13 protein-coding genes are annotated in these 22,224 nt (G+C 59.6%); 7 read left to right on the top strand and 6 right to left on the bottom strand.

Annotated features, from left to right (window positions below):
- Nucleotides 1-286 precede the first annotated feature (286 nt).
- Nucleotides 287-1,309, bottom strand: a complete 1,023-nt coding sequence (locus tag FNT36_RS14180) for a chemotaxis protein CheB (RefSeq protein WP_144848811.1) — start codon at nucleotides 1,307-1,309, stop codon at nucleotides 287-289.
- A gap of 166 nt (nucleotides 1,310-1,475) precedes the next feature.
- Here FNT36_RS14180 and FNT36_RS14175 point away from each other — a divergent pair, with 166 nt between their 5' ends.
- The 5 genes from FNT36_RS14175 to FNT36_RS14155 all read left to right on the top strand — a co-directional run bounded on the left by FNT36_RS14175 (nucleotide 1,476) and on the right by FNT36_RS14155 (nucleotide 8,726).
- Nucleotides 1,476-4,526, top strand: coding sequence for a CheR family methyltransferase (locus FNT36_RS14175; protein WP_144848809.1), 3,051 nt, complete (start codon nucleotides 1,476-1,478; stop codon nucleotides 4,524-4,526).
- An 89-nt stretch (nucleotides 4,527-4,615) separates the two neighbouring features.
- Nucleotides 4,616-6,217: a PAS domain-containing sensor histidine kinase gene (locus FNT36_RS14170; RefSeq protein WP_144848806.1), complete on the top strand. Its 1,602-nt coding sequence runs from the start codon at nucleotides 4,616-4,618 to the stop codon at nucleotides 6,215-6,217.
- 163 nt (nucleotides 6,218-6,380) lie between these two features.
- On the top strand, nucleotides 6,381-7,034 hold the full coding sequence (locus tag FNT36_RS14165; protein ID WP_144848804.1) for a response regulator transcription factor: 654 nt from the start codon (nucleotides 6,381-6,383) through the stop codon (nucleotides 7,032-7,034).
- Nucleotides 7,035-7,163: 129 nt separating this feature from the next.
- Nucleotides 7,164-8,258: a PAS domain-containing protein gene (locus FNT36_RS14160; RefSeq protein WP_144848801.1), complete on the top strand. Its 1,095-nt coding sequence runs from the start codon at nucleotides 7,164-7,166 to the stop codon at nucleotides 8,256-8,258.
- A gap of 111 nt (nucleotides 8,259-8,369) precedes the next feature.
- Nucleotides 8,370-8,726, top strand: coding sequence for a hypothetical protein (locus tag FNT36_RS14155; RefSeq protein WP_144848798.1), 357 nt, complete (start codon nucleotides 8,370-8,372; stop codon nucleotides 8,724-8,726).
- A 98-nt stretch (nucleotides 8,727-8,824) separates the two neighbouring features.
- Here the strand turns inward: FNT36_RS14155 and FNT36_RS14150 are convergent, their stop codons facing one another.
- The 5 genes from FNT36_RS14150 to FNT36_RS14130 all read right to left on the bottom strand — a co-directional run bounded on the left by FNT36_RS14150 (nucleotide 8,825) and on the right by FNT36_RS14130 (nucleotide 17,312).
- Nucleotides 8,825-10,102, bottom strand: a complete 1,278-nt coding sequence (locus FNT36_RS14150; protein WP_233635943.1) for a M16 family metallopeptidase — start codon at nucleotides 10,100-10,102, stop codon at nucleotides 8,825-8,827.
- Between the two features lie 172 nt (nucleotides 10,103-10,274).
- Complete coding sequence (porV, locus tag FNT36_RS14145; RefSeq protein WP_144848792.1) at nucleotides 10,275-11,492, bottom strand: type IX secretion system outer membrane channel protein PorV; 1,218 nt, start codon at nucleotides 11,490-11,492, stop codon at nucleotides 10,275-10,277.
- A gap of 115 nt (nucleotides 11,493-11,607) precedes the next feature.
- Nucleotides 11,608-15,681 carry a type IX secretion system sortase PorU gene (gene porU / locus FNT36_RS14140; RefSeq protein ID WP_144848789.1) on the bottom strand — a complete coding sequence of 1,358 codons (4,074 nt, stop codon included), beginning with the start codon at nucleotides 15,679-15,681 and terminating at the stop codon, nucleotides 11,608-11,610.
- A 93-nt stretch (nucleotides 15,682-15,774) separates the two neighbouring features.
- Nucleotides 15,775-16,533, bottom strand: coding sequence for a CDP-alcohol phosphatidyltransferase family protein (locus FNT36_RS14135; protein WP_144848786.1), 759 nt, complete (start codon nucleotides 16,531-16,533; stop codon nucleotides 15,775-15,777).
- Nucleotides 16,534-16,667: 134 nt separating this feature from the next.
- On the bottom strand, nucleotides 16,668-17,312 hold the full coding sequence (locus FNT36_RS14130; RefSeq protein WP_144848783.1) for an MBL fold metallo-hydrolase: 645 nt from the start codon (nucleotides 17,310-17,312) through the stop codon (nucleotides 16,668-16,670).
- Nucleotides 17,313-17,508: 196 nt separating this feature from the next.
- Here FNT36_RS14130 and FNT36_RS14125 point away from each other — a divergent pair, with 196 nt between their 5' ends.
- Together FNT36_RS14125 and FNT36_RS14120 are read left to right on the top strand one after the other, a co-directional pair.
- A complete protein-coding gene (locus FNT36_RS14125) occupies nucleotides 17,509-18,630 on the top strand; it encodes an NAD(P)/FAD-dependent oxidoreductase (protein ID WP_144848780.1) in 1,122 nt (373 codons plus the stop codon).
- Between the two features lie 64 nt (nucleotides 18,631-18,694).
- Entirely contained in the window at nucleotides 18,695-22,039 is a 3,345-nt protein-coding gene (locus FNT36_RS14120) for a PD40 domain-containing protein (protein WP_144848778.1), read from the top strand.
- Nucleotides 22,040-22,224 lie beyond the last annotated feature (185 nt).

Below are 22,224 nucleotides of genomic sequence, written 5' to 3'. Positions count from 1 at the left end.
GACAATCGCCAGCAATAGGGTAGCCTCCGGCCCTAGGTGCCTGCTGTTAAAGCAACCACCTCCCTTAGCTAGCAATAGACTTGAAGTATAGACCTTAGCCACTTAAAGCTGCTTATCGGACGTACTATTTTAAGCCTAGGCTGCGTAGCGATTAAATTATGCTTCATCTTGCCTGACTAGGTGTACTGACCAAACATGTCGCCTCACTACTTAGGGCAGCTACACTAAACAGCATTTTCCACAGATGAGCTCAGTGTTATATTTTTGATTTTCTCAGGCACAGAGATTATTTGAGGTCGGTCTGAGCATCAGTTGGAGGGGCCCCTTCGCTCCCGTTGAGCAAGAACTCCCGCATGCGGTTGACGTGGCGCTTCAAGTCGACCAAGCGCTCTTCTTGCTGGCGGCTCCAAGTGCTATTATCGTGGTTGGACATGCTCATCAGCAGGTTTTTGCGCTCTTCCATCATGCGCAGAGCCACCCACAGGGTTTCTTCCAGCTCTTGCTGGTTGCTTTCAGCCAGGGCTTCGGCCGTGAAGGCGTGCCCTGTGTGGCAGCGATAGCGCAAGACCTTGCCGTGGTTGACTTCCCACAGGTTGCCGCCGCAGTCGGGGCAGGTCATGGGCACCTGGTGCCCAAGTTGGCCAACTTGTTCTACTGTTCCCACGACACGCTCGGCAATAGCCGCTTCAAGTTGTAAATCAGCCGGAATACTTATCTGCTCGGGTGGCACTGCACGGGCCGGGTCTACTAGCCGCATCAGCAGAGGCCCCATTTGGGCTAGGGGCGCTATGTAGTCGATGGCTACGGCGCGCAGGGCACTTTCGGGCATGCTCGCAAACTCGGCATCGGCGGGGTCTTGCACCACTGCCAGGCCCCCGCAGCGCTTCACAAACTCGAGGCCGGCGGTGCCATCGTGCAGCATGCCCGTGAGCACTACGCCTATCACATTGGCCCCGTAGGCCACGGCAGCCGAGCGAAACATAGCATCGGCGGCGGGGCGGTAGCTGTTCTCGCGCGGGCCCTTGGTTACGAGCAAGTGGTTATCCTTCACCAGGAGGTGGCGGTCGGGCGGGGCGAGGTAGAGGTGGCCCGCTTCGAGCGGAGCGCCGCTAGTGGCTAGGTGGCAATGCAGGCCGGTGTACGCACTAAGCCGCGCTACCAGCGGCGCCCCCGTTGAGTCGGGACTGAGGTGCTGCACCACGAGCAAGGCAGCAGTAAGCGTGCCCGGCAGCTGCGCAACAAGTTCAGTAAGCGCTGGCATACCGCCCGCAGAAGTGCCAATGACAATAAGATGAGAGGGAATGGCCACGAAATCGCTTAAAAAAACGAGGTTATACGACCTGCGAGTGTACGCAAAACGCTTAAAAATAGCGCTAAATGAAGTACCTTCATCACCCTAAAATTTGCGCTTGGCAGTTGCTTCGGCACCGCGCCAGCCGGCGTGCCGCTGCCGAGCGCGGTCGTTTATTCGCTTCATGAAAGATACTTCGGCCCCGGCCGACAACTCCACTGCCGACGACGACGCAGGCCCTGTGGCGTCCGACTCGGTTACACCAAAGCCGAGCCGCTCTGCTAAAACTGGTCGCGGCGCCTCCCCGAGCACCGATAAGTTTACGGTAGTAGCCCTAGGGGGCTCGGCGGGGTCGCTCGATGCGCTCGAAAAATTCTTTACCCGCCTGCCGACGCGCACAGGCATTGCCTATGTGGTAGTGATGCACCAGCTGCCCGACCGCCAGGGCGAGCTGGTGCGCCTGCTCCAGACTTATACGGGGCTGCCCGTGCAAGAGGCACACGATGGCCTGCGCGTGCACCCCAACCACGTGTATGTGGCGCCGCCCGACCACGACTTGAACCTGCTGCACGGGGCGCTCTACTTGCTCAAGCCGACGCAGCCCCGGGCCCGGCGCCTGCCCATCGACCTGTTTTTGCAGAGCCTAGCCAAGGATGTGGGCGAACGGGCCGTGTGCATCTTGCTCTCGGGCCTAGGTACCGATGGCAGCCTAGGGCTGAAGTTGATAATGGAAAACTTCGGCATGGTGATGGTACAAGACCCCGCGACGGCGGCCTTCGACGCGCTGCCCAAGGCGGCGCTTGCCACCGAGTTTGTCGATTTTGTGCTGCCGCCCGAGATGATGCCCGCTCAGCTGCTCGACTATGTGGCTCGGCCCCTCGACACACGCCCGGCGCGCACGCCGGTAGCCAGCTCGGCCACGCAGCCGACGCACGCACTCCAAAAAATCTTTTTGCTCATTCGCCAGCAAACGGGGCACGACTTCAGCTTTTATAAGCGCAATACGGTGTTCCGGCGCATCGAGCGGCGCATGAACTCGCACCAAATCAAGGAGTTTACGCACTACGTACGCTACTTGCAGGAAAACCCCTACGAGGTCGAGCAGCTGTTTCGGGAACTACTAATTGGCGTCACCAAGTTTTTTCGCGATGCCGAGGCCTTCGCCAGCTTGCAGCATCAGCTCAAGGCGGTGCTACTGCACAAAGAGCCCGGCAGCACCGTGCGCGTGTGGGCGCCGGGCTGCTCTACGGGCGAGGAGGCCTACTCGCTGGCCATTACTCTGCTCGAAGTCATGGAGACCCTAGGGCCCGAGCGCCGGCTCAAGCTTCAGATTTTTGCCACCGATATTTCATCTACCGGCATCGACGCGGCCCGCACCGGCATTTACCGCGAAAACGTGGTGGCCGACGTGAGCCCCGAGCGCCTAGAGCGCTACTTCACTAAGGTCGATGGCCACTACCAGGTGCGCAAAGAGCTGCGCGACCTCGTGGTGTTTGCGTTGCACAACATTAATAAGGACGCGCCCTTTACCAAGCTCGACCTGCTGTGCTGCCGCAACTTGCTCATTTACCTCAGCAGCGAGCTGCAGCGCAACTTACTGCCGGTATTTCACTACGCGCTCAACCCTGGCGGCCTACTCTTCCTGGGGCCGAGCGAAAACCTGACGGGCTTTCTCGATTTATTTCAGCCGCTAGACGTGAAATGGAAAATTTCGCGCCGCACCGAAGCCCCAGCCGCGCTGCCCCGGCTCATCAATTTTCCCTTTGGCATGGCCCGGCAGTCGCCGGTTACCGCGCACTCGCCCGCTCTTATGTCGCCCGCTGCTTCTTCGCACCGCCACGCTGGTCCCTTTGCCTCACTCGTTCAAAAAACACTGCTCCAGACCTACACGCCCCCGGCAGTAGTTATCAACCCCAAGGGAGAAATCTTGTACGTGAACGGCCGCACCGGACGCTACCTCGAGCCCGCACCGGGCATCGGTGGCCTCAATGTGTTTGAGATGGCGCGCCGCGAGCTGAGCTTCGAGATAAGCGGGGCCGTGCACCGCGCCGTGCAAACCCGCGAAGACGTGGTAGTAGACAATGTGCGCGTAAAAACCGACCTAGGGCACCAGCTGCTGCGCCTTACCGTGAAGCACCTCATCGAGCCCGATGCCCTGGTGGGCCTACTACTGGTGGTGTTTGAAGACCAACCCACCCCCCGCCAGGTGCGCAAAGGCAGGGCCACCATGCTGAACCCCGAAGACAGCCGCGACTCGGTAGTGGCCGCCCTCGATAAGGAGCTGCAATACACCAAGCACCGCCTTCAAACCACCATTGAAGAGATGGAAAGCAGCCTCGAAGAGCTGAAAAGCACCAATGAGGAACTGCAAAGCGCCAACGAGGAGCTGCAAAGCACCAACGAAGAGGCCATGACCAACAAAGAGGAAATGCAGAGCCTGAACGAGGAGCTGCTGACCCTCAACATGCAGTACCTGGCCAAAACCGAGGAGCTAAGCCAGAGTGCCAATGACATGAAAAACCTGCTCGACGCCACCGAAATCGCCATTATCTTCCTGGATAATGACATGGTAGTGAAGCGCTTTACACCGCAGGTCACGCGCATCATCAACCTGCTGCCCACCGATGTGGGCCGCTCGCTGGCGCATTTTGCCTCCAACCTGCGCTACGCCTACCTGCTGCGCGATGTGCAGCAGGTACTGACCCGCCTTACCAGCGTAGAAGTAAACATCGAAACCACCCAGGGCGACTGGTTTACGATGCGCATTCTGCCCTACCGCTCGCTCGACAACTACATCAACGGCGCCGTTATCACCTTCACCGAAATCACGGCCCTCAAGGAGCTCGAAGCCAACCTGCAAGACAAGGCCCTCTTTATCGAGAGCATGCAGGAGGCGATGCGCGAGCCCGTGCTAGCCCTCGACGGCCAGCTGCGACTGCACAGCCCCAGCGTGGCGTTTGCTCAGGCATTTGGGCTGGCGGTGGCCGACCTAGAAGGCCAGCCGCTAGCCCTGCTCAATGGCGGGGCCTGGAACCAGACGGCCCTGCGCGAGCGCCTAGAGCGCCTGCTTACCAGCTACACGCCCCAAGCCGATGCCTTCGATGATTTTGTGCTCGAAGCCGATTTTGTGGGCCTAGGGCGCCGCCGGGTGCGCCTCTATGGCCGCCGCATGCTGCGCCAGGGCCAGCCTACGCCGTGGGTGCTGCTGGGCGTGCGGGCAATAGAAGAAGCTTAAGCAATTACGCGCAAGGCAATTGCAAAGGCTGAGCTTGTAGTCGCTACCGCTTGGGCGTAATCTTGTTCTTACACCGTAGCAGCTAGCCCATGATTCCTTCTGACTCCTACACGGCGCTGCAAAACCTACGAGCCCGCGCCGAGCGACGGCGCCTGTCGGCGGCGACGCTGCCTGCCGAGGCGCCGGCCGACGTGCAGCGCTTAGTCCAGGAGTTGCAAGTACACCAGGTAGAGCTGGAAATGCAGTACGAGGAACTACTGGTAGCCCAAACAGAAGCCGCTAGTAGCTACGCCCAGTACCTGGACCTGTATGACTTTGCGCCAGTGGGCTACTGCACCCTAGCTGCCGATGGCACCATGGAGCAGCTCAACCTGCAAACGGCGCAGCTGCTGGGCGCCCCGCGCGAGCAGCTGCAAGGCCGGCGGCTCAGCCTGTTTGTGCCCCTACCCGAGCGCACGCAGCTAGCCGAGTTTCTGGCCCAGCTCGAGGCTGCTCCCGGCCAGCGGTTTAGTTGCGAGCTGGCCATGCACCGCCGCGACGAGTCCCCATTTGTGGCGCAGGTCGATGGCGTTGCCACCACTCCGGCGCCAGGGCAAGACCTTACTTACCGCCTGGTGCTACTCGACGTGACGGCCAGCCGCGCCGCGCGCGACGAGCTGGCTCGCAGCGAAGCACGCTTTCGGGCCACCTTCGAGCAAAGCCGTGATGGCATGTTGCTGCTCGACCAACACCACTTTGTGGACGTGAACGACGCCGCTCTGTGGATGATGCGCCGCACCCATCGCCACCAGGTAGTGGGCCACCATGTGGCTGAGTTTTGGCCCGAGTACCAGCCCGGTGGCCGCCGCTCGATGGATATGCTGAGTGACTGCCTGGCGCGGGCCCGCACCGAGGGGTGGTGCCGCCTCGAGTGGGTGCGCTACGACTCGGCTGGCCAAATAGCCTGGGACGAAATAGCCTTTAGCCCCATCTTGGTCAATGGGCAATCGCTGGTACATGGCACTTGGCGCGACATCACGGACCTCAAGCGCATGCAGCAAGCCAAACTCGACCAGCAGCAGCAGCTAGCCCAGGCCGTACTGGCCACCGAGGAGGGCGAAAAGCATCGCATTGCCGAAAGCCTGCACAATGGCCTAGCGCAGCTACTCTACGCCGCCAAGCTCAGCCTAGAGCAGCTCGAGGCCGAGCAGTGCCAGCAAGACCCAAAGGCTTTTACTCGCGCGCAGCTGAAAGTGGCTAGCCTGCTGGCCTCGGCCATCACCCAAACTCGCACGCTGGCCCACGAGCTAGTGCCCCGCACCCTCGAGGACTTTGGCTTGGAAGCTGCCATTCAGGACATTTGTACTGACTACAGCCTGTCGCCCCTGCGCCTGACCTGCCACCTCCCCGACCTGCCCGCGGGCCTGCCGTCGCACCTAGCTCTTGCCCTATACCGCATGGCTCAGGAGCTTGCCAATAATATTGTGAAGCATGCCCATGCCACCCAGGCCAAGCTCAGCATCATTGCCGACGACCAAACTATAGAACTGCGCGCCGAGGATAATGGCGTTGGGTTTGCGGCCAATTCGCAAAGCAAAGGCCTAGGTTGGCAGGCCCTGCAAGACCGGGTGCGCCTGCTCAATGGCACGCTGCACCTCGCTACGCAGCCGGGCCACACCTGCGTTACCATCGCGCTGCCCTTGCCGAGCTAATGCTTGCCTACACCACTATAACTAGGCTCAGTAGGTCTGTTATGAGGCCTCGGCAGGTCATTTTTTGGTTTGCAAGCATCCTAAGGGCCGCAATCTTCGTCTATGGTATTGTCGCCCTACGCCAATACCGCGAAGTATCCAACGCTGTTGCAGCATTCCACCTATGATTCGTCTATTTTTGGTTGACGACCATACCATCATGCGCGACGGCCTGCGCGCCCTCCTCTCGCGCGAGGCCGACCTACAAATAGTAGGTGAAGCCAGCCACGGCCAGGAGCTGCTCGACCGCTTGCCGGCGGCCCCTGCCGATGTAGTGCTACTCGACCTCAACATGCCCGTGCTCGACGGGTTGGCTACGACCCAGCGCTTGCGCATAGAGTTTCCTCAGGTCAAAATTCTGGTGCTGTCGATGCTGTTGCATGAGCGCTACGTGGGCCAGCTGTTTGGGGCCGGCGCTTGCGGCTACGCACTCAAAAACGACGAAATCAATGAGTTAGTCTTGGCTATCCAGACGGTAGCGTCGGGCCGGCAATACCTCTGCAACGAGCTGAGCCTGCGTATGCTTGACAAAGCCCTGCTAGGTGTTGGCCCAGAGGTTGCGATTAAGCCCGCCAGCAATCCCTACAACTTCTCGCGCCGCGAAACCGAAGTCTTGCACCTGCTGGCCGATGGGCTCACTACCAGCGAAATAGCCGACAAGCTATTCACGAGCAAGCGCACCATCGAAACGCACCGCCAGAACATGCTCGAAAAAAGCCAGGCCCGCAATGCCGCTGCCCTCATCAAGCTGGCAATGACCCAGGGCGTTTTGCAGTAGGGCTAGCAGGCCATTCAGAGTTTGCGGGCGCGTACCTTTGCTAGTAGCAGTCTTGCTAGTACTGGCCTGCTTTTTGTGCAGCGCCGGCCGGCTTTGGCTAGCTACTGCTCCGCCTAACCGGTTTTCTGGATGACCTCTCCTCACGAAACAGTTGCCCCGCTGCAAGCGGCGGCCACCGAAATGCTTCGCCAGCGTGCCCAGGCACGCCTCGAACGCTTTTTTCAGCAAGCGCCCTCGCCTATCTGCATTCTCGATGGGCCCGAATTTGTGTATGAGCTAGTGAATCCCGCCTACCAGCGGTTGTTTCCGGGGCGGCACTTGCTGGGCAAGCCATTGTTGGCGGCCTTGCCCGAACTGGCCGACCAAGCCATTCCGGGCATTCTGCGCCAAGTGTATGAAACGGGCGAAACGTTTGAGGGCCGCGAATTACTGGTGCCCTTAGCCCCCGCCGACAATGGGCAGGTTGAGGATATGTACTTCAACTTCACGTATCAGGCCCGCTACAACGAAGACAATCACATTGATGGCATCCTGGTCTTTGCTAACGACGTGACTGACCAAGTGCTATCGCGCCAGGCTGTAGAGCGCATCAACCGCGACCTAGAGGCCCGCGTGGCCGAGCGCACGCAGCAGGTACGCGCCGCGCAGGCCGACGCCGAAGCCCAGCGCAAGCGCCTGCACGACTTGCTGATGCAAGCCCCGGCCCTGATTTGCTATTTTGAAGGCCCCGAGCACGTCTTCCGGCTGGTCAATCCGCTATACCAGCAGTTGGTGGGCGACCGTCACATTCAAGGCCTGCCCATCAGCCAGGCCATGCCCGAGCTGACCGGCCAGCCTATCTTCGGGCTGCTTGATGAGGTGTACCGCACTGGCAAGTCTTTCTATGCCAATGAGATGCTAGTACAGCTCGACCACGCCAATACGGGCACGCTAGGCAACAACTACTACAACTTTGTGTACCAAGCTACACGCAACGGAGCGGGTGACATTGATGGCATCCTGGTATTTGCGTTTGAGGTCACGACGCAGGTAGTGAGCCGCCAAAAATTGGAGAAAAGCGAGCAGCACCTCCAAATGCTCAACCAGCAACTGGTGGCTATCAACACAGAGGTGTGGGCTGCCAATGCCGAAATTCAGTCAATGAATGAAGCGCTGGCTAAGCTGCCGCCCCTTACCCCCGTTGCCAGTGCACCTAGCAACCCGCCGCTCACCGCGCACGACTAACGTAGCACGCCTAGACGCTAGCAAGGCCAACGCCGCCTGTGCAGCTCGGTAAGACTCTATTCTCTATCTTGTTATTCCGGTTGCCCTACCTAGGGCCGCCACCTGCTTAGCATGGCTCTCTCAACGCTGGATTTTCAACAAGCCAGAATTAAGCAAGTTCTGTTTAAATCGCGCCTGCGCTCGGTGCTCTACGGCGTGCGCGAAGCCGATGCGGCTTTGTTTTCGCTAGCCGAAAATCCTTTTGGCCAGTGGCTCGCCACCGTGGTAAAGCCGCAGTATAGTGCCCGGCCCGAAGTGCGCGCCATGGAGCAAAACCTACAGGCTACCCTACAAGCGGGCCAGGCCCTCGTGACTCAGTACCAACGCGGCCAGATTGAGGAGGCCCGCACTGGCCTTTCAACCGTTAACAACTACGCCGACCAGATGGAAGAACTGCTGCAAACGCTGGAAAAAGCTGTGGTTGGCTAGGCGTCTAAAGCAGCTACACGCTGCGAAAAACTAAGGGGGTAAGAAGGCAAGCATCGGTGCTTACTTTCTTACCCCCTTAGTTTTATTCGTTGCTCAGCTTAGCTACCACCCGCTACCACAGTCAGCATGTCGGCGGGGCTGAGGTAGGTGCGAGCCAGGGCTTGCAGGTCGGCAGCAGTAGCAGCCTGTGTTTGGCGCACGAGGTGCTGGTAGTAATCAGGCCGCAGGCCGTGCAGCGTGATGTGGCGGTACTTATCGGCCTGCTCGAATACGGTAGCCGTTTCGCCCAGCAGCTTGCCTAGGGTGTAGTTTTTCACGGTTTCGAGCTCGTCTTCATCTAGCAGCTCAGTTTGAAGACGCTCGAGCTCGTAGGCAATTTCCTGGCGGGTAGCGTCGGCACGGTCACCGTTGACATCGGTGCCAATGACCAACGCCGTAGCCTGCTCGCGGGCCACCACGCTGGCGTGGATGCCGTAGGTGTAGCCCTTATCCTCGCGGATGTTCTTCATTAGGCGCGAGCCAAAATAGCCACCTAGGACCTTTACCAGCAGCAGCAGCTCAGGCGTTTGAGCCTCAGTGAGCGCCGGCCAGCGCCGCCCCATCCGCAGCGATGCCTGAATGCTGCCCTCGACCGGCACCGTCACGAGGCCCGTGGGGTAGCTGTCGGCGGGGGGCAACACGGCAGAGGGGGCAGCGGCCGTGCTTGCTTGCCATTGGCCCAGCAGCTCGGCTACGCCTGCGGCGTATTCGGTTACATCGCCGCTCAAGAAAATCTCGGCGCCCACGGGCCCATAGGCCGCTGCATGGAAGGCGCGTAGCTGGTCGGCGGTGATGGCCGCAAACGATGCTTCGTTAAACGAACGTCCGTAGGGCGACTCCTCACCAAACAGCTGGCGATTAAACTCTTCGCTAGCCCGGAAGCTGGTTTTCTGGCGCTCTACTCGCATATTTTGGCTGATGCGGGTTTGCATTTGCAACAGCTCATGCTCAGGGAAAGTGGGGGCGGCCAGCACCTCCTGCACCAGCGGCAGCAGCGTGGGCAGGTGCCGCGCCAGGCAATAGAGCGTGAGAGTAGCGTGGTCGGCGCCAGCTTCGCAGTCGAGCGAGGCCCCGTAGAAGGCTACCTCATCGGCTATTTGGCGGGCCGTGCGCGTGGCGGTGCCTTCGGTGAGCATGCGGGCCGTGAGCTGGGCCAGGCTCGGCGAAGGCTCTTGATACTTGCCAGCGGGCACTACTACTTGCAAGCGTAGTACAGGCTGGGCGGCATTGGCCAGTAGGTGCAGCCGGGCGCCATTGGGCAAGTGGCTGACGGTAGGCGTGGGTAAAGTAATACTAGTGAGTGGATGGGTAGGCGGGGGCTGCAGGCGGTTGAGCACGGAAGGCAAGGGAAGAATATAGGAAGTAAGATAAGCTACAAGCAAAAATTGTCATTGCACAGAGGAGCAGCGAGCTAATAACACCAAAACGAGTCGTTCGGATGCGATTACTTCGTCGTTCCTCCGCGCAATGACAACTGTTTTTGCTAAGGCAGAACCTAAAATTGGCGGCTTAGTTCACTGGCGAGCCTTGGGTGCCGCCCGCGCCACCTTCGCTAAACGCGTCGGACAGCTTGTTGAGGTTGAAGTGCAGCGAAACACGGATGGTTTCGGCCAGCGGATTGGCAGCCGCGTTGGGCACGAGGTACGTGCCATCGACGCCAAACGCCGACAGCCGGGCACCTAGGCCAAACGACAAGTACTGGCGGTTGCCTTTATACTGGTTTTCATAATAATAGCCAGCGCGCGCCGCAATGGTATTGTTGTACCAGTATTCGAGGCCGCCGCCGATGTTAATTTCCTGCATCTCTTCCTTAAAGCCGCCCGGCGCATCAGTGAAAGAGGTGAGAATACCCGAAATGATATCCTTCTCTAGCCGGTCTTGATTGGCACGCACTACAGTGGGGTCGTTCACCGGTTTCGAGTCGTCGTAGTAAGGCGAGGGCACCAGTAGCTTGGTAGCATCGAAAGCCAGGGTAATCTTGTTGTAGGCATCAATCTCGCGAGTGATGGCCGTGCCTAAGCGCAGCGTGGTAGGCAGGAAGCTCGGCGTGGTGGCCGTGCGGTACACCATCTTGTTGCCAATATTGGACACCGCCGCTCCAAAGGCCAGGTTGTAGGCCCCCGCACCAATGGTCACGTCCTTATTATAATACGCCCCTAGGTCGGCAGCAAAGGAGTTACCGGCCTGCGCGTCGTTGCCGGCGTAGCTTCCGATAAGGTTCGAGCGCACGTAGCGGGCCGAAATGCCCACCCCAAAGTTATCGCTCAGCTTCTGGCCGTAGGAGAACGTAACGGCATATTCCTTCGGGTTGAAGCTGCCCTGCGCAATGTTGCGGTCGTTGGTGTAGTCAATCGACCCTAGGTCGAAGTAGAGCAGCGAGGCCGAGAAGGCGCCGCGGTCGCCCACCTTAGCGTAACCCGAGAGGTAGCTCAGGCTCATGTCGTCGGTCACTTTGCGCAGCCAAGGTGAGTACGACGGCGAAACAGCATACTTATAATCCACGAAGCCGAGCTTGCCGGGGTTGTAAAACGCGGCGTTGGCATCGGGCGAAGTTGCCACGCCCGCCTCCCCTAGGGCCGAGCCACGGGCATCGGGCGACAAGGTCAGAATCGGCACTGCCGTGGTGATGGTGTGGATACCACCCGCGGTAGTTTGCGCCATAGCCGCCGTGGCTGCCAGCAAAAGCGCTGGCGCAATGGCCAGCGAACGAGAAAAAGTCGAATTCATGAGGGTATAAGAATACAGCTTGCTAATGCGGCAATAGAGAGTTAGAAATATGAAAATTAAGTAATTGCTGTGTCGATAGAACAAAAATAATACGGCGAGAGAATAGGCAAGCGTCCTAGTTCAGGAGGACTAATTTTTCAAATTTACTAACTGTCTGCTGGTCGGCCGGCGAGCGGACGCTTATGCGATACACATACACTCCACGAGCGAGCTGGTCGTTGAAGTCATCGCGGCCATCCCAACTCACGCTCTGGTTATGCGAAGTACTGGTTAGCGCACTGGCATGCAATGTCTTAACAAGCCTACCCGCTACCGTAAAAATCTGCACTTGCACTTCCAGCTCCTGGCCGGCTTTGTTGTGGTCAAAGTGAAACGTAGTAAGGTTGCTGAACGGATTGGGGTAGTTGAGCACGTGGTCGAGGGCAAGCTGAGCCGTTTGGGCGGCAATGAACTCTACGCTACCCTCGGCCGAATTATTGTACGTATCCCAGGCTTTTACTTTAAGAATGTGGGGGCCAGGCGCCAAGTTTTGGTAGTTGTAGCGCAGCTGGCCGCGGGTAAAGTCATCGACGGCTGCCGAGTACGAGTCGTTGATGACAACGAGCTTGGCCGGGTCGTTGTCGAGGGTGGCGGTGAGTTCGTGGCCCACACCCGCGTTGGAGGTATTGATGCCCGAGAGGTCGAAAAGCTTACCTAGGAGTAGTGTATTAACGCCAGTGAGGCCACCCGACACAAACGAGTCGTCGTCCATGAAGAGCTGCACCGTGGGCGGCGTCACATCGGTAGCCGCACCCTTGGCGGCCCCGCCCACTGGCACTAGCTGGTAGCCCTGGGCATCTACTTGGTTGGTAAGGTCGGCAGCGTAAAGACTGATTTTGCCCAGGCCAGCGCTGTAGTTAATGTCCTTAGGCACCACAAACTTGACACTGAAGCGGCCGGCGCGCACGGTGGCTTGGCCGCTATACACAACGTTCTCTTGCACCTTCACGCGTATAGTATCGCCTCCTTGGTCTCCTAGTGTATACACGCCCGTGGGCTTATCAAAAATAGAGATGTCCGCCGTGCCGTTAAAACTGGCGTTCAACACGTTTTTGTTTTCCACGTGTCCGCTCAGCCGCACCTGCCCTAGGGCCTTCAGCGTATCGAGGCTAGTCTGAAGCGACGTGACTTTGCGGCCGTTGATGGAGTCAATGAGGACGCGCTGGCGTGGGTAAGCCAGGCGGGTAGTGGGGTCGGCCAGCAGCGTGTAGTTGCGGTTGTTAAGGTCACCGGCGGCGGCCGTTACCTTGGCGAGGCGGCTAGCATTACCTAGGTAGGGCAAGTCGCCGGCAGGGCTGCGAGCCAGCACCTGGCTATAGAAAGCCGTGACCAACTGCGTGTTCTGGTAAGAATACACAACCCGCGTGGTAGTAAACAAGCCTACGGCGCCGGCCGTGGCGTTATCAGTCAGCACGGCCTCGCCGGCCGAAACCCCAGACGTTTTCAGGTCAGGGTCGTCGTAGGTACTTAGGTCGCAGGTACCGGTGACAAAGAACGTAAGCCGATTTTGGTTGGTGAGGGCCAGCAGTGAGGCCTTAGTAATAATTCTCTCGTCGGTCAGCGATTCGATGCCACCGTGGCCAGTGTAGCCAATCAGCAGTGACCCTTGGTTGAGCGCATCATTGATGGCCGCCTCAGCGGCGGGCGAGCGCTGGCCCGCGGCTACAGTCTGCTGCGGAAAAAGGTCGAGGTAAGTCTTGCGAATGTTGTAAGCAGGCTCGGCCGCTTGCAGGGCAGGCGCAAAAATGGATTCCGACTCCGTCGTGAAGGTCATGCCAATGGCTGGGTCGTTGTCGTCGGCCGTCAGGGTCAGGCGGTTGCGCCACTTGCCGAAGCTGGCCGTACCATCATAGGCAATCAGCTTATCTACCACCTGCCGGGCTTGTTCGTCGCTGGTGGCCTGGTCGCGGCGCGCCCGGGGGGGCCGCACCGGAATGCGCCCTACCCCAATGTCGCAGGCCTCGTAGCGCCCGCCGTCAAACTCGGCCCAGGTGCCTTCGTTGTCATCGAGCAGGCCAAAATAGTCTTCCGAGGAGTACGAAGACACGCCTTCTGCATAGGCCCGATTACCAGCCACGGGCAAAAATGACTCGCGCGACTCGTAGGTCGGTACCAAGTTTTGGTTGTAGAGGTCGGGGTCAAGGTTGGAATCGTTGGCGAAGGGGCGGCGGCTGTTCCTCCACCAGGCTGGCTCCTTGCTTTGGTCGTTGAAGGCCGAGGCTTTGTAATCGAATGACGCGTCGCCAAACAGCAACAAGTAATTGCGGCGGCTAGCGGGGTTGGGGTTGCGGTCATACACCTGCTTCATTAGGTCGCGGATGGCCGTGACATCCTGCGCCCCGGAGGCGTATTCATTGAATACTTCTTTGGTCGTCACTACGGCCACATTCAGCCCGCTGTAGGTGCGGCGGTGCTGGGCCAGCCGCTCGGCCTGCGCCCGGAAGGGCGGGTACGTCACAATAACCAAGTCTAACGTGCCATTAGCATTGAGCGCGTGCAGATTCTGATTGGCTACCTTTCCAAAAAGCCTAGGGGTGTCAAACGTACCATTGGGCTGAAAAGCCACGTACTCGCGCACCGAATCGGTATAGGCCGCGAAGCTGCCATTGACAAATGCCTGCGCGCGGGCACGGCGCGGGTTGGTCACTTCCCACACCTGTGCGCCAGTGGCGTTGTCGAGGGCATAGGTGCCCACCGAGCCCGCGCCACGCAAAGCCAACGACCGAAACTCCAACGCCGACGCGCTTAAGCGCAGCTGACGCTGCACCAGCAGCTCTAAGTAGTCGAGGTAGCCGCTGGTGGTGGCGCTGGGGTCATTCGAGGAGAAGCTTAGCCTAACCCGTTGCTCAGCGGCAGGGCTGGCGGGCAGCGTGGTGGTCAGGTTGCCGACGTAAGTGTTCGCAACTGTGGTGAAGGCCACTGTTGAAATAGCTGCTATCGGCAATGTAGTGGGCAGCGCCGTGCCGTTGAAGCTAACCTGAAAGGAAGAGCTTTGCAGCGACGAAGCGGCCACAGCCACCCGCAGGCGCGCCGGGCTGCCTGGCACTAGGTCGGCAAGCGCTTGGTTGGTGTAGTTATCGCTATTAAAGCTGACTTCTTGTGAGCTGCCCGCCGCAAACCGTTCGCCCAGCCATTGGCGGCCCGAGTGCAGTAGATTGGTGAGGTCGTGCTCGTAAAAGCGACGGTCGGTAAACGTGGTAATAGGCGCGCCACTGGGTGGGGAGGCTGGCGCGGCGGCCGTGGGCACCCGGCGGCCATTGGCGCTGCCCACGGTCACGAAGTAGTAGGCCGTGTCGGCATACACGTTGTTGATGTGGCGAAAGCCCGTCGGCACTTTATTGGTACTGTCGATGGCCCACACGTGCGGCCCCGGCGCGTAGAATAAAAAGTACTCGCCAGCATCGAACACGCCATCGTTGTTGTCGCCCACCAGCAGCACGTTGTTCTCGACTAGGTCGTCGGGGCGCGGCGCGGCGTTGGCCTGCGGCAGCACACCGGTAGCATTGCCGTATATCTGAATCCGGCGCGGGTCAATGGAAGCTACTGGCAGCCCTAGGCTGCTCAGCGCAGTTCGGTCAAGTTTATAGATGCCATTAGTAGGCACGCCAATTTTAAACCAATCGCCCGATTGCAGTACCGAACGCTGCGCAAATGTGTGCACGGCTGTCGTGCGCGCCGCGCTTGCCGGGGCATCACCTAGCTGATAGGCGTAGGTAAATGAAACCAAACGCTCGGGCTGGCCAGATTGCGCGTTGCGGCGCACGGGCTGCACGAGGGCGTAGCTGATAGGTTGGCGCGCCTCGGTGCCGTAGCGCACCCGCACACCGGGCAGCGCAGGCAGCGTAGTAGTGCGCAGCAGCGCCGCATCGGCGGTCGAAAAGGGTTCGTACACGGCATCGCGCACGGTGCCCGCGGCTACAGTGCCGGGTATCCGCAATGTGAGGGTGCCTATTGCTTCGCCGGGGCCATGGTAGGCCCCCTGAAAGGTGGGCACTTTGCGCGTGCTACCATTAGCGAGCGCTAGGGTGGCGTAGGTGTCCCAGCTTAGGCGGGTAGCAATGGTTTGCTCGCCGCTGCTTTGCGCCTGGGCCGGCACCGACCAGCCAGCTAGCAGCACTAACAACCCAAATAAGCGGAAAAGTCTTTGCATAGAAACCCGTTACTGAACACGTAAATATCCGAAAGCCCGGGCTCCTAATTGCTACTAGCGGACTATGTTTCTGCTAACTGCCCGCTCACCAAATTATTGCGGGCTGCTGGGGCTGGGCTCCACGCCGTCGCGGCTGCGCACCCGGCCCGGCACCGACAGCAATACATAGAGCAGTACCGCCACCGGCACACCCGCTGCCCGCAGCCATATTACTAGCCCTAGGGCCAGTGCCACAAAAATAAACCGCCGCCGATTGCCTAGCCAGCGCAGATTCTTGAATTTTAGCGCAAAGAGCGGTAGCTCAGCTACTAGTAAGCCCGAGAGCACCACGGCTAGCCCTACTAGCAGCCATTGATTTAGGATAATTGAGGTAAGCCCGAAGGTGTCATTCGCTAAAATGAGCGGTAGCGAAGCTACTACCAGCGTACAGGCCGGAGTAGGAAGCCCAATAAAAGAAGTAGTCTGCCGGGTATCGTTGTTGAACTTAGCCAAGCGCAGCGCCGAAAAGATGCTGATTACAAACCCTAAGCACGGCAAGAACAGCATGAGACTAGGCAACTCAAAATCCCCATGCCCTGGGCCTAGTTCCATCGCTTCTATTAGCAGCTTGTACATAATCGCCCCCGGCACCACTCCAAACGACACCATATCGGCCAGCGAGTCTAGGTCCTTACCGATGGGCGACGACACCCGCAGCGCCCGTGCCAGCAGTCCATCGAAGAAGTCAGCCACTGCCGCGATACCTATTAGGTAGGCGCCGATAACTAAGTCGCCTCGAAAGATAAAGGTTAGCGCCAGGCACCCGCACAGCAGGTTGATGCAGGTGAGCGTATTGGGTAAGTGCTTTTTCAAGTCGTATCGAATTTAGAAAGATAGGTCAGCTAGTCAACATCGTGCCAAAAGAGCCCTATTTTCTGCATTAATCACCTTTATCAGCGGGCTAGGCACCCTAGGCGGGCCCGTAGCAATAATTCCTAGGTTGCTAATTAACCCAAAAACGGGTTCGAGCGCCGCTCGGCACCGATGGTAGTGGTGGGGCCGTGGCCGGGGTACACCACCGTAGCGTCGGGCAAGGTCAGGAGCTCTTCCTTAATGCTCTTAAGCAGTGTGTTATGGTCGCCACCCGGCAAGTCGGTGCGGCCAATGCTGCTCTTGAACAGCACGTCGCCGCCTACTAACTGACCGCTCGCTTCGTCGTAAAACACGACGTGCCCCGGCGCGTGGCCCGGTGCAAAACGCACACTCAGTTCGCTCTCGCCTAGCTTGATTACTTGCCCGGCCACTAGCTCGCCGGTAGGCTCGGCGGGCTCGTAGTTGGCAAAGCCGTAGGGGCCGGCGTAGGTGGCCACGGCCCGCAACGTGGGCAGGTCGAGCGCGTGCAGCAAAAAAGGAATGCCAGGGTACGTATTCAACACAAACGCATTGCCAAGCACGTGGTCGATGTGGGCGTGGGTGTTGAGCAAAAGCTTAACATCGAGCTGATGCGCGGCCACGTAGTTGCGTAGGGTATCTTGCTCGGCCCGTGAGTAGGCGCCGGGGTCCACGATGGCGGTGGCCCGGGTGGCCTCGTCGATGAGCAGATAGGTATTTTCGGCGAAGCCGTTGAAGGTGAAGCTGACAATGCGAAGCATAGGCACAAAGGTATTCGGTTTAGGTGCTTAGCAGGGCTGGCGAACGACCTAGGGCAGTAGCACAGACCTTCAGGCCGAGCGTACCGGGCCTGGGTGCTCACGGGCTAACTATTGGCGTTACCTTGTCTTTGCCCAACTTGCTCTTTGCAGAAGCTAATTGGCTCCTCACCGTGCCGCCCGTATCTTGCTTAACAGAATGTCAACTGATTTCGACCTGTACGATTACCTGCTCATTGGCCACGGGCTAGCGGGGGCACTGCTGGCGCGCGAACTGCGCGGCCGCGGCTACCGTGTGCTCGTGTACGACGAGCCGCGGCCCGACACAGCCTCGCGGGTGGCGGCTGGCCTCATGAACCCGGTGGCGGGCAAGCGCTTTGCCCTCACCTGGCGCGCCCTCGACACGCTGCCCTATGCGGTAGCTTATTATCGAAACCTCGAGCAGGAGTTGGAGGCGGATTTCCTGGTCGAAACGCCTATTCTAAAAGTATTTGGCTCGGCGCAAGAGCAGCAGCAGATGGTAGCCCGCGCCGCCACCGAGCCGTGGGCAGGCTTCGTGGCGGCCATCGATACGGCGCCCATCGAGCAGGCTGGGCTGCTGGCCCCGTACGGTGGGGCGTGGCTGCGCGGCGGCGGCTACGTGCGCGTGGCCGAGCTATTGGCCGCGCTGGCCCAGCAAGGCCGCGCCGAAGGCTGGCTGCGCGAAGAAACTTTTCAGTGGGAAGCCCTCGTTAGCGGCGCAGCCGATGTTAGCTACGCGCCAGGGCAAGTGCGCGCCCGGCAAGTAGTGTGCTGCCAGGGGGCAGCCGCCTTGCAGTGCCCGTACTTTGCCTGGCTGCCGCTCACGCCCAACCAAGGCGAAGTGCTGAATGTAGAAGTACCCGGCCTAACGGCAACCCAGGCGCTCAATCGGGGCGCCTACGTGGTGCCCGACGGGCCTGGGCGGTTTCGGGTGGGTGCTACCTACCGGTGGCCACCCTTTGAGCCAGCTGGGTCGGCCGAAGGCGAAGCTGAACTAACGGCGCGCCTTACTGGCCTTACGCCCCTGCCCTATCAGGTGCTGGGGCTGCGGCGCGGTGTGCGGCCCGCCGTGCGCGACCGCCGCCCACTGCTGGGCCACCACCCTGCTTTGCCGTGGCTGAGCATCTGCGGCGGCTTTGGCTCTAAGGGCGTATCCTTGGCGCCTAGGTTAGCTGCTTTGCTGGCCGACCACCTAGGGGGCCAAAGCGAGCTATGGCCCGAGGTAGACGTGGCGCGTTACAACAAACTGTACCTTGCCGACTTACTAGAAAATAAGCCGCCCGCTCGTGCGTTTGGGTAGCGGCCCCCGCGCCAACCGCTTGGCGCTCCACTTATCTCCCGTTTTTACCCCTGATTAATTTGCCGTGAAATTTTTCCTCAATGGCTGCCGGGCCGCTGCCGGCATTCTGCAAACGGGACCGCGTGGGTGGGCCACTGCCGTGGCGGCAGGGGCACTATTGCTACTAAGCGGGCCTGCCGCCCGGGCGCAGCTAGCGCAGGAGCCGTTTGGCCGAGTACGCATCCAGTACAAGAACCTCAACTGGCAGTTTTACTCGACCCAGAACTTCAACGTGTACTTCTACGGCGGGGGCGAGGCCAGCGCACGCCGCGCCGCCGAGTATGCCGAGCAGGAGCTACAGCGCATTACGGCGCTGGTGGGGTACTACCCCTATAGCAAGACCACGCTGATGCTTTACAACTCGGTGGGCGACTTGCGCCAGAGCAACATCGGCTTGCCTGCTCCTAATACCGTGAACGGTGGCGAAGCTCAACTAGCTCGCATGAGCAAGGTCGAAATAGCCTTTGGTGGCCGCCAAACCGACTTCAAGCGGGAGATGAGCTTCCAGATTACGCAGGTGCTGCTCAACGACATGATGTACGGCGGCTCGCTGCGCGAAGTGTTGCAAAGCAACTACCTCCTACAGCTGCCCGACTGGTTTGTGGGTGGTGCTTCGGCCTACGCCGCCGAGGGCTGGAGCGTGGACATGGACGGCTACATGCGCGACATGGTGCGGCAGTACCCCACCGGCAACCGCACGGCGCCCTTCTTTGTGCGTAACTCCAGGTTGGCCGGCCAAAGCATCTGGAACTACGTGGCTGAGCGCTATGGATACGGTGCAGTGCAGAACATCTTGAATCTCACGCGCATCACGCGCGATGTAGAAGTGGGCATCAGCTCGTCGCTGAACGTACCGTTCAAGATATTCCTGCGCAATTGGGTCAACTACTACCGCACGCTGAATACTCAGCCTGCTATTGAGGCCCTCTCGCAGCCAGCCGATGCAGCGCGGCGCAGCTCGCGCAATCGGCGGGGCCTGGAGTTGTTTTCGCAGCCCGTGCTCAGCCCCGATGGCCAGCGCGTGGCCTACGCCGTGAATGACCAAGGCCGCTTCCGCGTGGTAGTGGCCAACCGCGATGGCTCGCACCGCCACGTGCTGCTGCACAACGGCTACAAAACGCCTGAGCAGCAAATAGAAGGCCGCCTGCCCGCTCTGGCTTGGCGTGGCAATGGCCAAGTGGCCGTGGCCGAACTAAGCCGCGGCAAAATGGCCCTGCGCCTGCACGACGCCACCGGCGACGGCATCGTGGCGCGGCTGCGCGGCGCCATTCGCATCAGCCGGCCCACTAGCATTTTTGACACCTACGACCAGGTACTTGACCTCAACTATTCGCCCGACGGCAAGTCACTGGTCTTTAGCGCCATCAAGAACGGCCAGAACGATATTTACCTGCTAAAAGCTGGTAGCCGGCAGCCCGAGAAACTGACCGACGACTTGTTTGACGACCAGCAGGCGGTGTTTATGCCCAATGGGCAGGCCATCGTATTCAGCTCTAACCGCTACCTCGACTCGACGGGTCGGGCACGCCCGGCGTCGTTTCCCAATGTGGTGAATAACTACGACTTGTTCATTTACCATCTTGATGGGCGAGACAAGCCGGTTGAAACCCTGGTGAGCACCATCTCGAACGAGTCGCGGCCACGGCCGATTTCCAACGACGAAATTTTATACCTAGGAGAGGAAAGTGGCATTCGCAGCGTCTACCGCTACTCGCTGGCCACCAAGCAGCGCAAGCCGGTTACCAATTTTTCGTCTAATATCCAAGACTTTGACTACAACATAAGTAGCCAGGCGCTGGCATTTGTGCCGCAGGTGCAGGCCCGCGACCTGCTTTATGTGTATCCCAAGTTTGAGTTGCCCACCGAGCTGTTCTTAGGTAAGACGGCGCGCCAGCAAACTCTGGAAGCTCGCTCGCAGCCGGCCCCCGCCCCGGTGAAGCCAGCAGCTCCGGCGCCAGCCCCTGCCCCCACTACAGCAGCGGCCCCCACCACCGACCCAGTCACTACGGTGCCTGCCCCCGCTACTGTGCCGGCCGACCCCAACAATGCAGTGCCGCAGTCGGCAGCCAAGCGCCGGGGTAGCAACACTGTCAATACCAACAACTACCAGTTTGAGGAGGACGACGACCCGGCCATCCCGGTGCGGCCGCGGCGTAGCACTAAAACGGCTGTAGCCCCCGCGGCTACCAAGGCCGCAGTGCCCGCCCTAGCTGGGCCCTACCGCTACGATACCCGCTTCATGGCCGACAACCTGCTGACGGGCATTGCCGTGGACCCGCTGATTGGCTTTGGGGTGTCGCTGCAAGCCAACTTGTCAGATGCCTTTGAAAATCAGCGCATTCAGGCCAACTTATTTGGGCAGCTCGACCTGCGCACCAGCAATATTAGCCTGTCGTATACCAACGTCACGCACCGCGTCGATTGGGGCATCTCGTACCAGAAGCAGGCGTATTTCTTCGATACGCAGTACAGCAACATCGGCCTCACGCGCTACGGGCGCCACCGGGTGGCCCCCACTGTGGCCTATCCGCTCACTCACAACTTGAGCGTGCGCGGCGGCCCGCTCTTCGAAACCGTGTCGCGGACCCAAACCGGTAATACCAACGCCGAACTGGACACCCATGCCAACTACCTAGGCTACAATGCTGAGCTGGTATTTGACAACTCGCGCTCGACGGGGGTGAACATGCTACTGGGTACCCGCATGAAAGTGGGCATCTTGCAGCAGCGCCAGATTGGCAACTCGTCGGGCGACTTTGGCAAGTTTTACATCGACCTGCGCCACTACCAGAAGCTGCATCGCCAGCTGGTATGGGCCAACCGCGCTAGCTTCGGCAGCTTCTTTGGGCCCAACCTCCAAACCTTCCGCCTAGGGGGCATGGACAACTGGCTGTTTCAGAAGTACAGCGACCAGCAGCTGCTAACGCCGCTACCCGACCCCACGTCCATTTTCAACCAGCAGTTTGTAACCAACCTGCGCGGCTTCGACCTAAGCCGGCGCACGGGCCGCAGCTATGTGCTGTTTAACAGCGAGCTGCGCTTCCCCATTGTGCAGTACCTGTCGCGGCGCCCCATCTACTCGGGCTTCTTCCGCAACCTAGAGTTTGTGGGCTTTGTGGATGCAGGCACGGCCTACAACGGCGGCAACCCATTCAGCGAAAGCAACTCTAACAACACGGTGCCATTCAAGAACAACACGTTCTTCTCAGGCACCGTTATCAACTACCGCAACCCGCTGCTGGTGGGCTACGGCGTAGGCGTGCGCACTACCATGCTGGGCTTCTACACTAAGTTCGACTTTGCTTGGGGCGAAGAAAACGGCATCCGCACCTCGCCTAAGCCTTACCTCACCCTGGGCCACGACTTTTAAGCTCAGCCCTACCTAGGCAACGCGCCCCGGCCCCACAGGCCGGGGCGTTTTGTTTGGGGCACTAGCAGTAGCCGCCTCATTTTCAAGGCAGTTAGTGATGGCCGGCCTTCTTCTTTTGCCGTATAGCAAGATGACCTAGGCCGATGGCCAGTTCACCGTTACTTTACAGCATGATTTCACTTTAC

Source organism: Hymenobacter setariae, assembly GCF_007713685.1.
Taxonomy (GTDB): Bacteria; Bacteroidota; Bacteroidia; order Cytophagales; family Hymenobacteraceae; genus Hymenobacter; species Hymenobacter setariae.
Note: the sequence above shows the minus strand (reverse complement) of the source record. Positions and strands in the feature narration are given on the sequence as shown.

What these genes read in the sequence shown, in the direction of transcription:
- FNT36_RS14170 (WP_144848806.1), top strand. Translation starts at nt 4,616, where the DNA reads ATGATTCCTTCTGACTCCTACACGGCGCTGCAAAACCTACGAGCCCGC.
- FNT36_RS14175 (WP_144848809.1), top strand. Translation starts at nt 1,476, where the DNA reads ATGAAAGATACTTCGGCCCCGGCCGACAACTCCACTGCCGACGACGAC.
- FNT36_RS14160 (WP_144848801.1), top strand. Translation starts at nt 7,164, where the DNA reads ATGACCTCTCCTCACGAAACAGTTGCCCCGCTGCAAGCGGCGGCCACC.
- FNT36_RS14165 (WP_144848804.1), top strand. Translation starts at nt 6,381, where the DNA reads ATGATTCGTCTATTTTTGGTTGACGACCATACCATCATGCGCGACGGC.
- FNT36_RS14125 (WP_144848780.1), top strand. Translation starts at nt 17,509, where the DNA reads ATGTCAACTGATTTCGACCTGTACGATTACCTGCTCATTGGCCACGGG.
- FNT36_RS14155 (WP_144848798.1), top strand. Translation starts at nt 8,370, where the DNA reads ATGGCTCTCTCAACGCTGGATTTTCAACAAGCCAGAATTAAGCAAGTT.
- porV (WP_144848792.1), bottom strand. Translation starts at nt 11,492, where the DNA reads ATGAATTCGACTTTTTCTCGTTCGCTGGCCATTGCGCCAGCGCTTTTG.
- porU (WP_144848789.1), bottom strand. Translation starts at nt 15,681, where the DNA reads ATGCAAAGACTTTTCCGCTTATTTGGGTTGTTAGTGCTGCTAGCTGGC.
- FNT36_RS14130 (WP_144848783.1), bottom strand. Translation starts at nt 17,312, where the DNA reads ATGCTTCGCATTGTCAGCTTCACCTTCAACGGCTTCGCCGAAAATACC.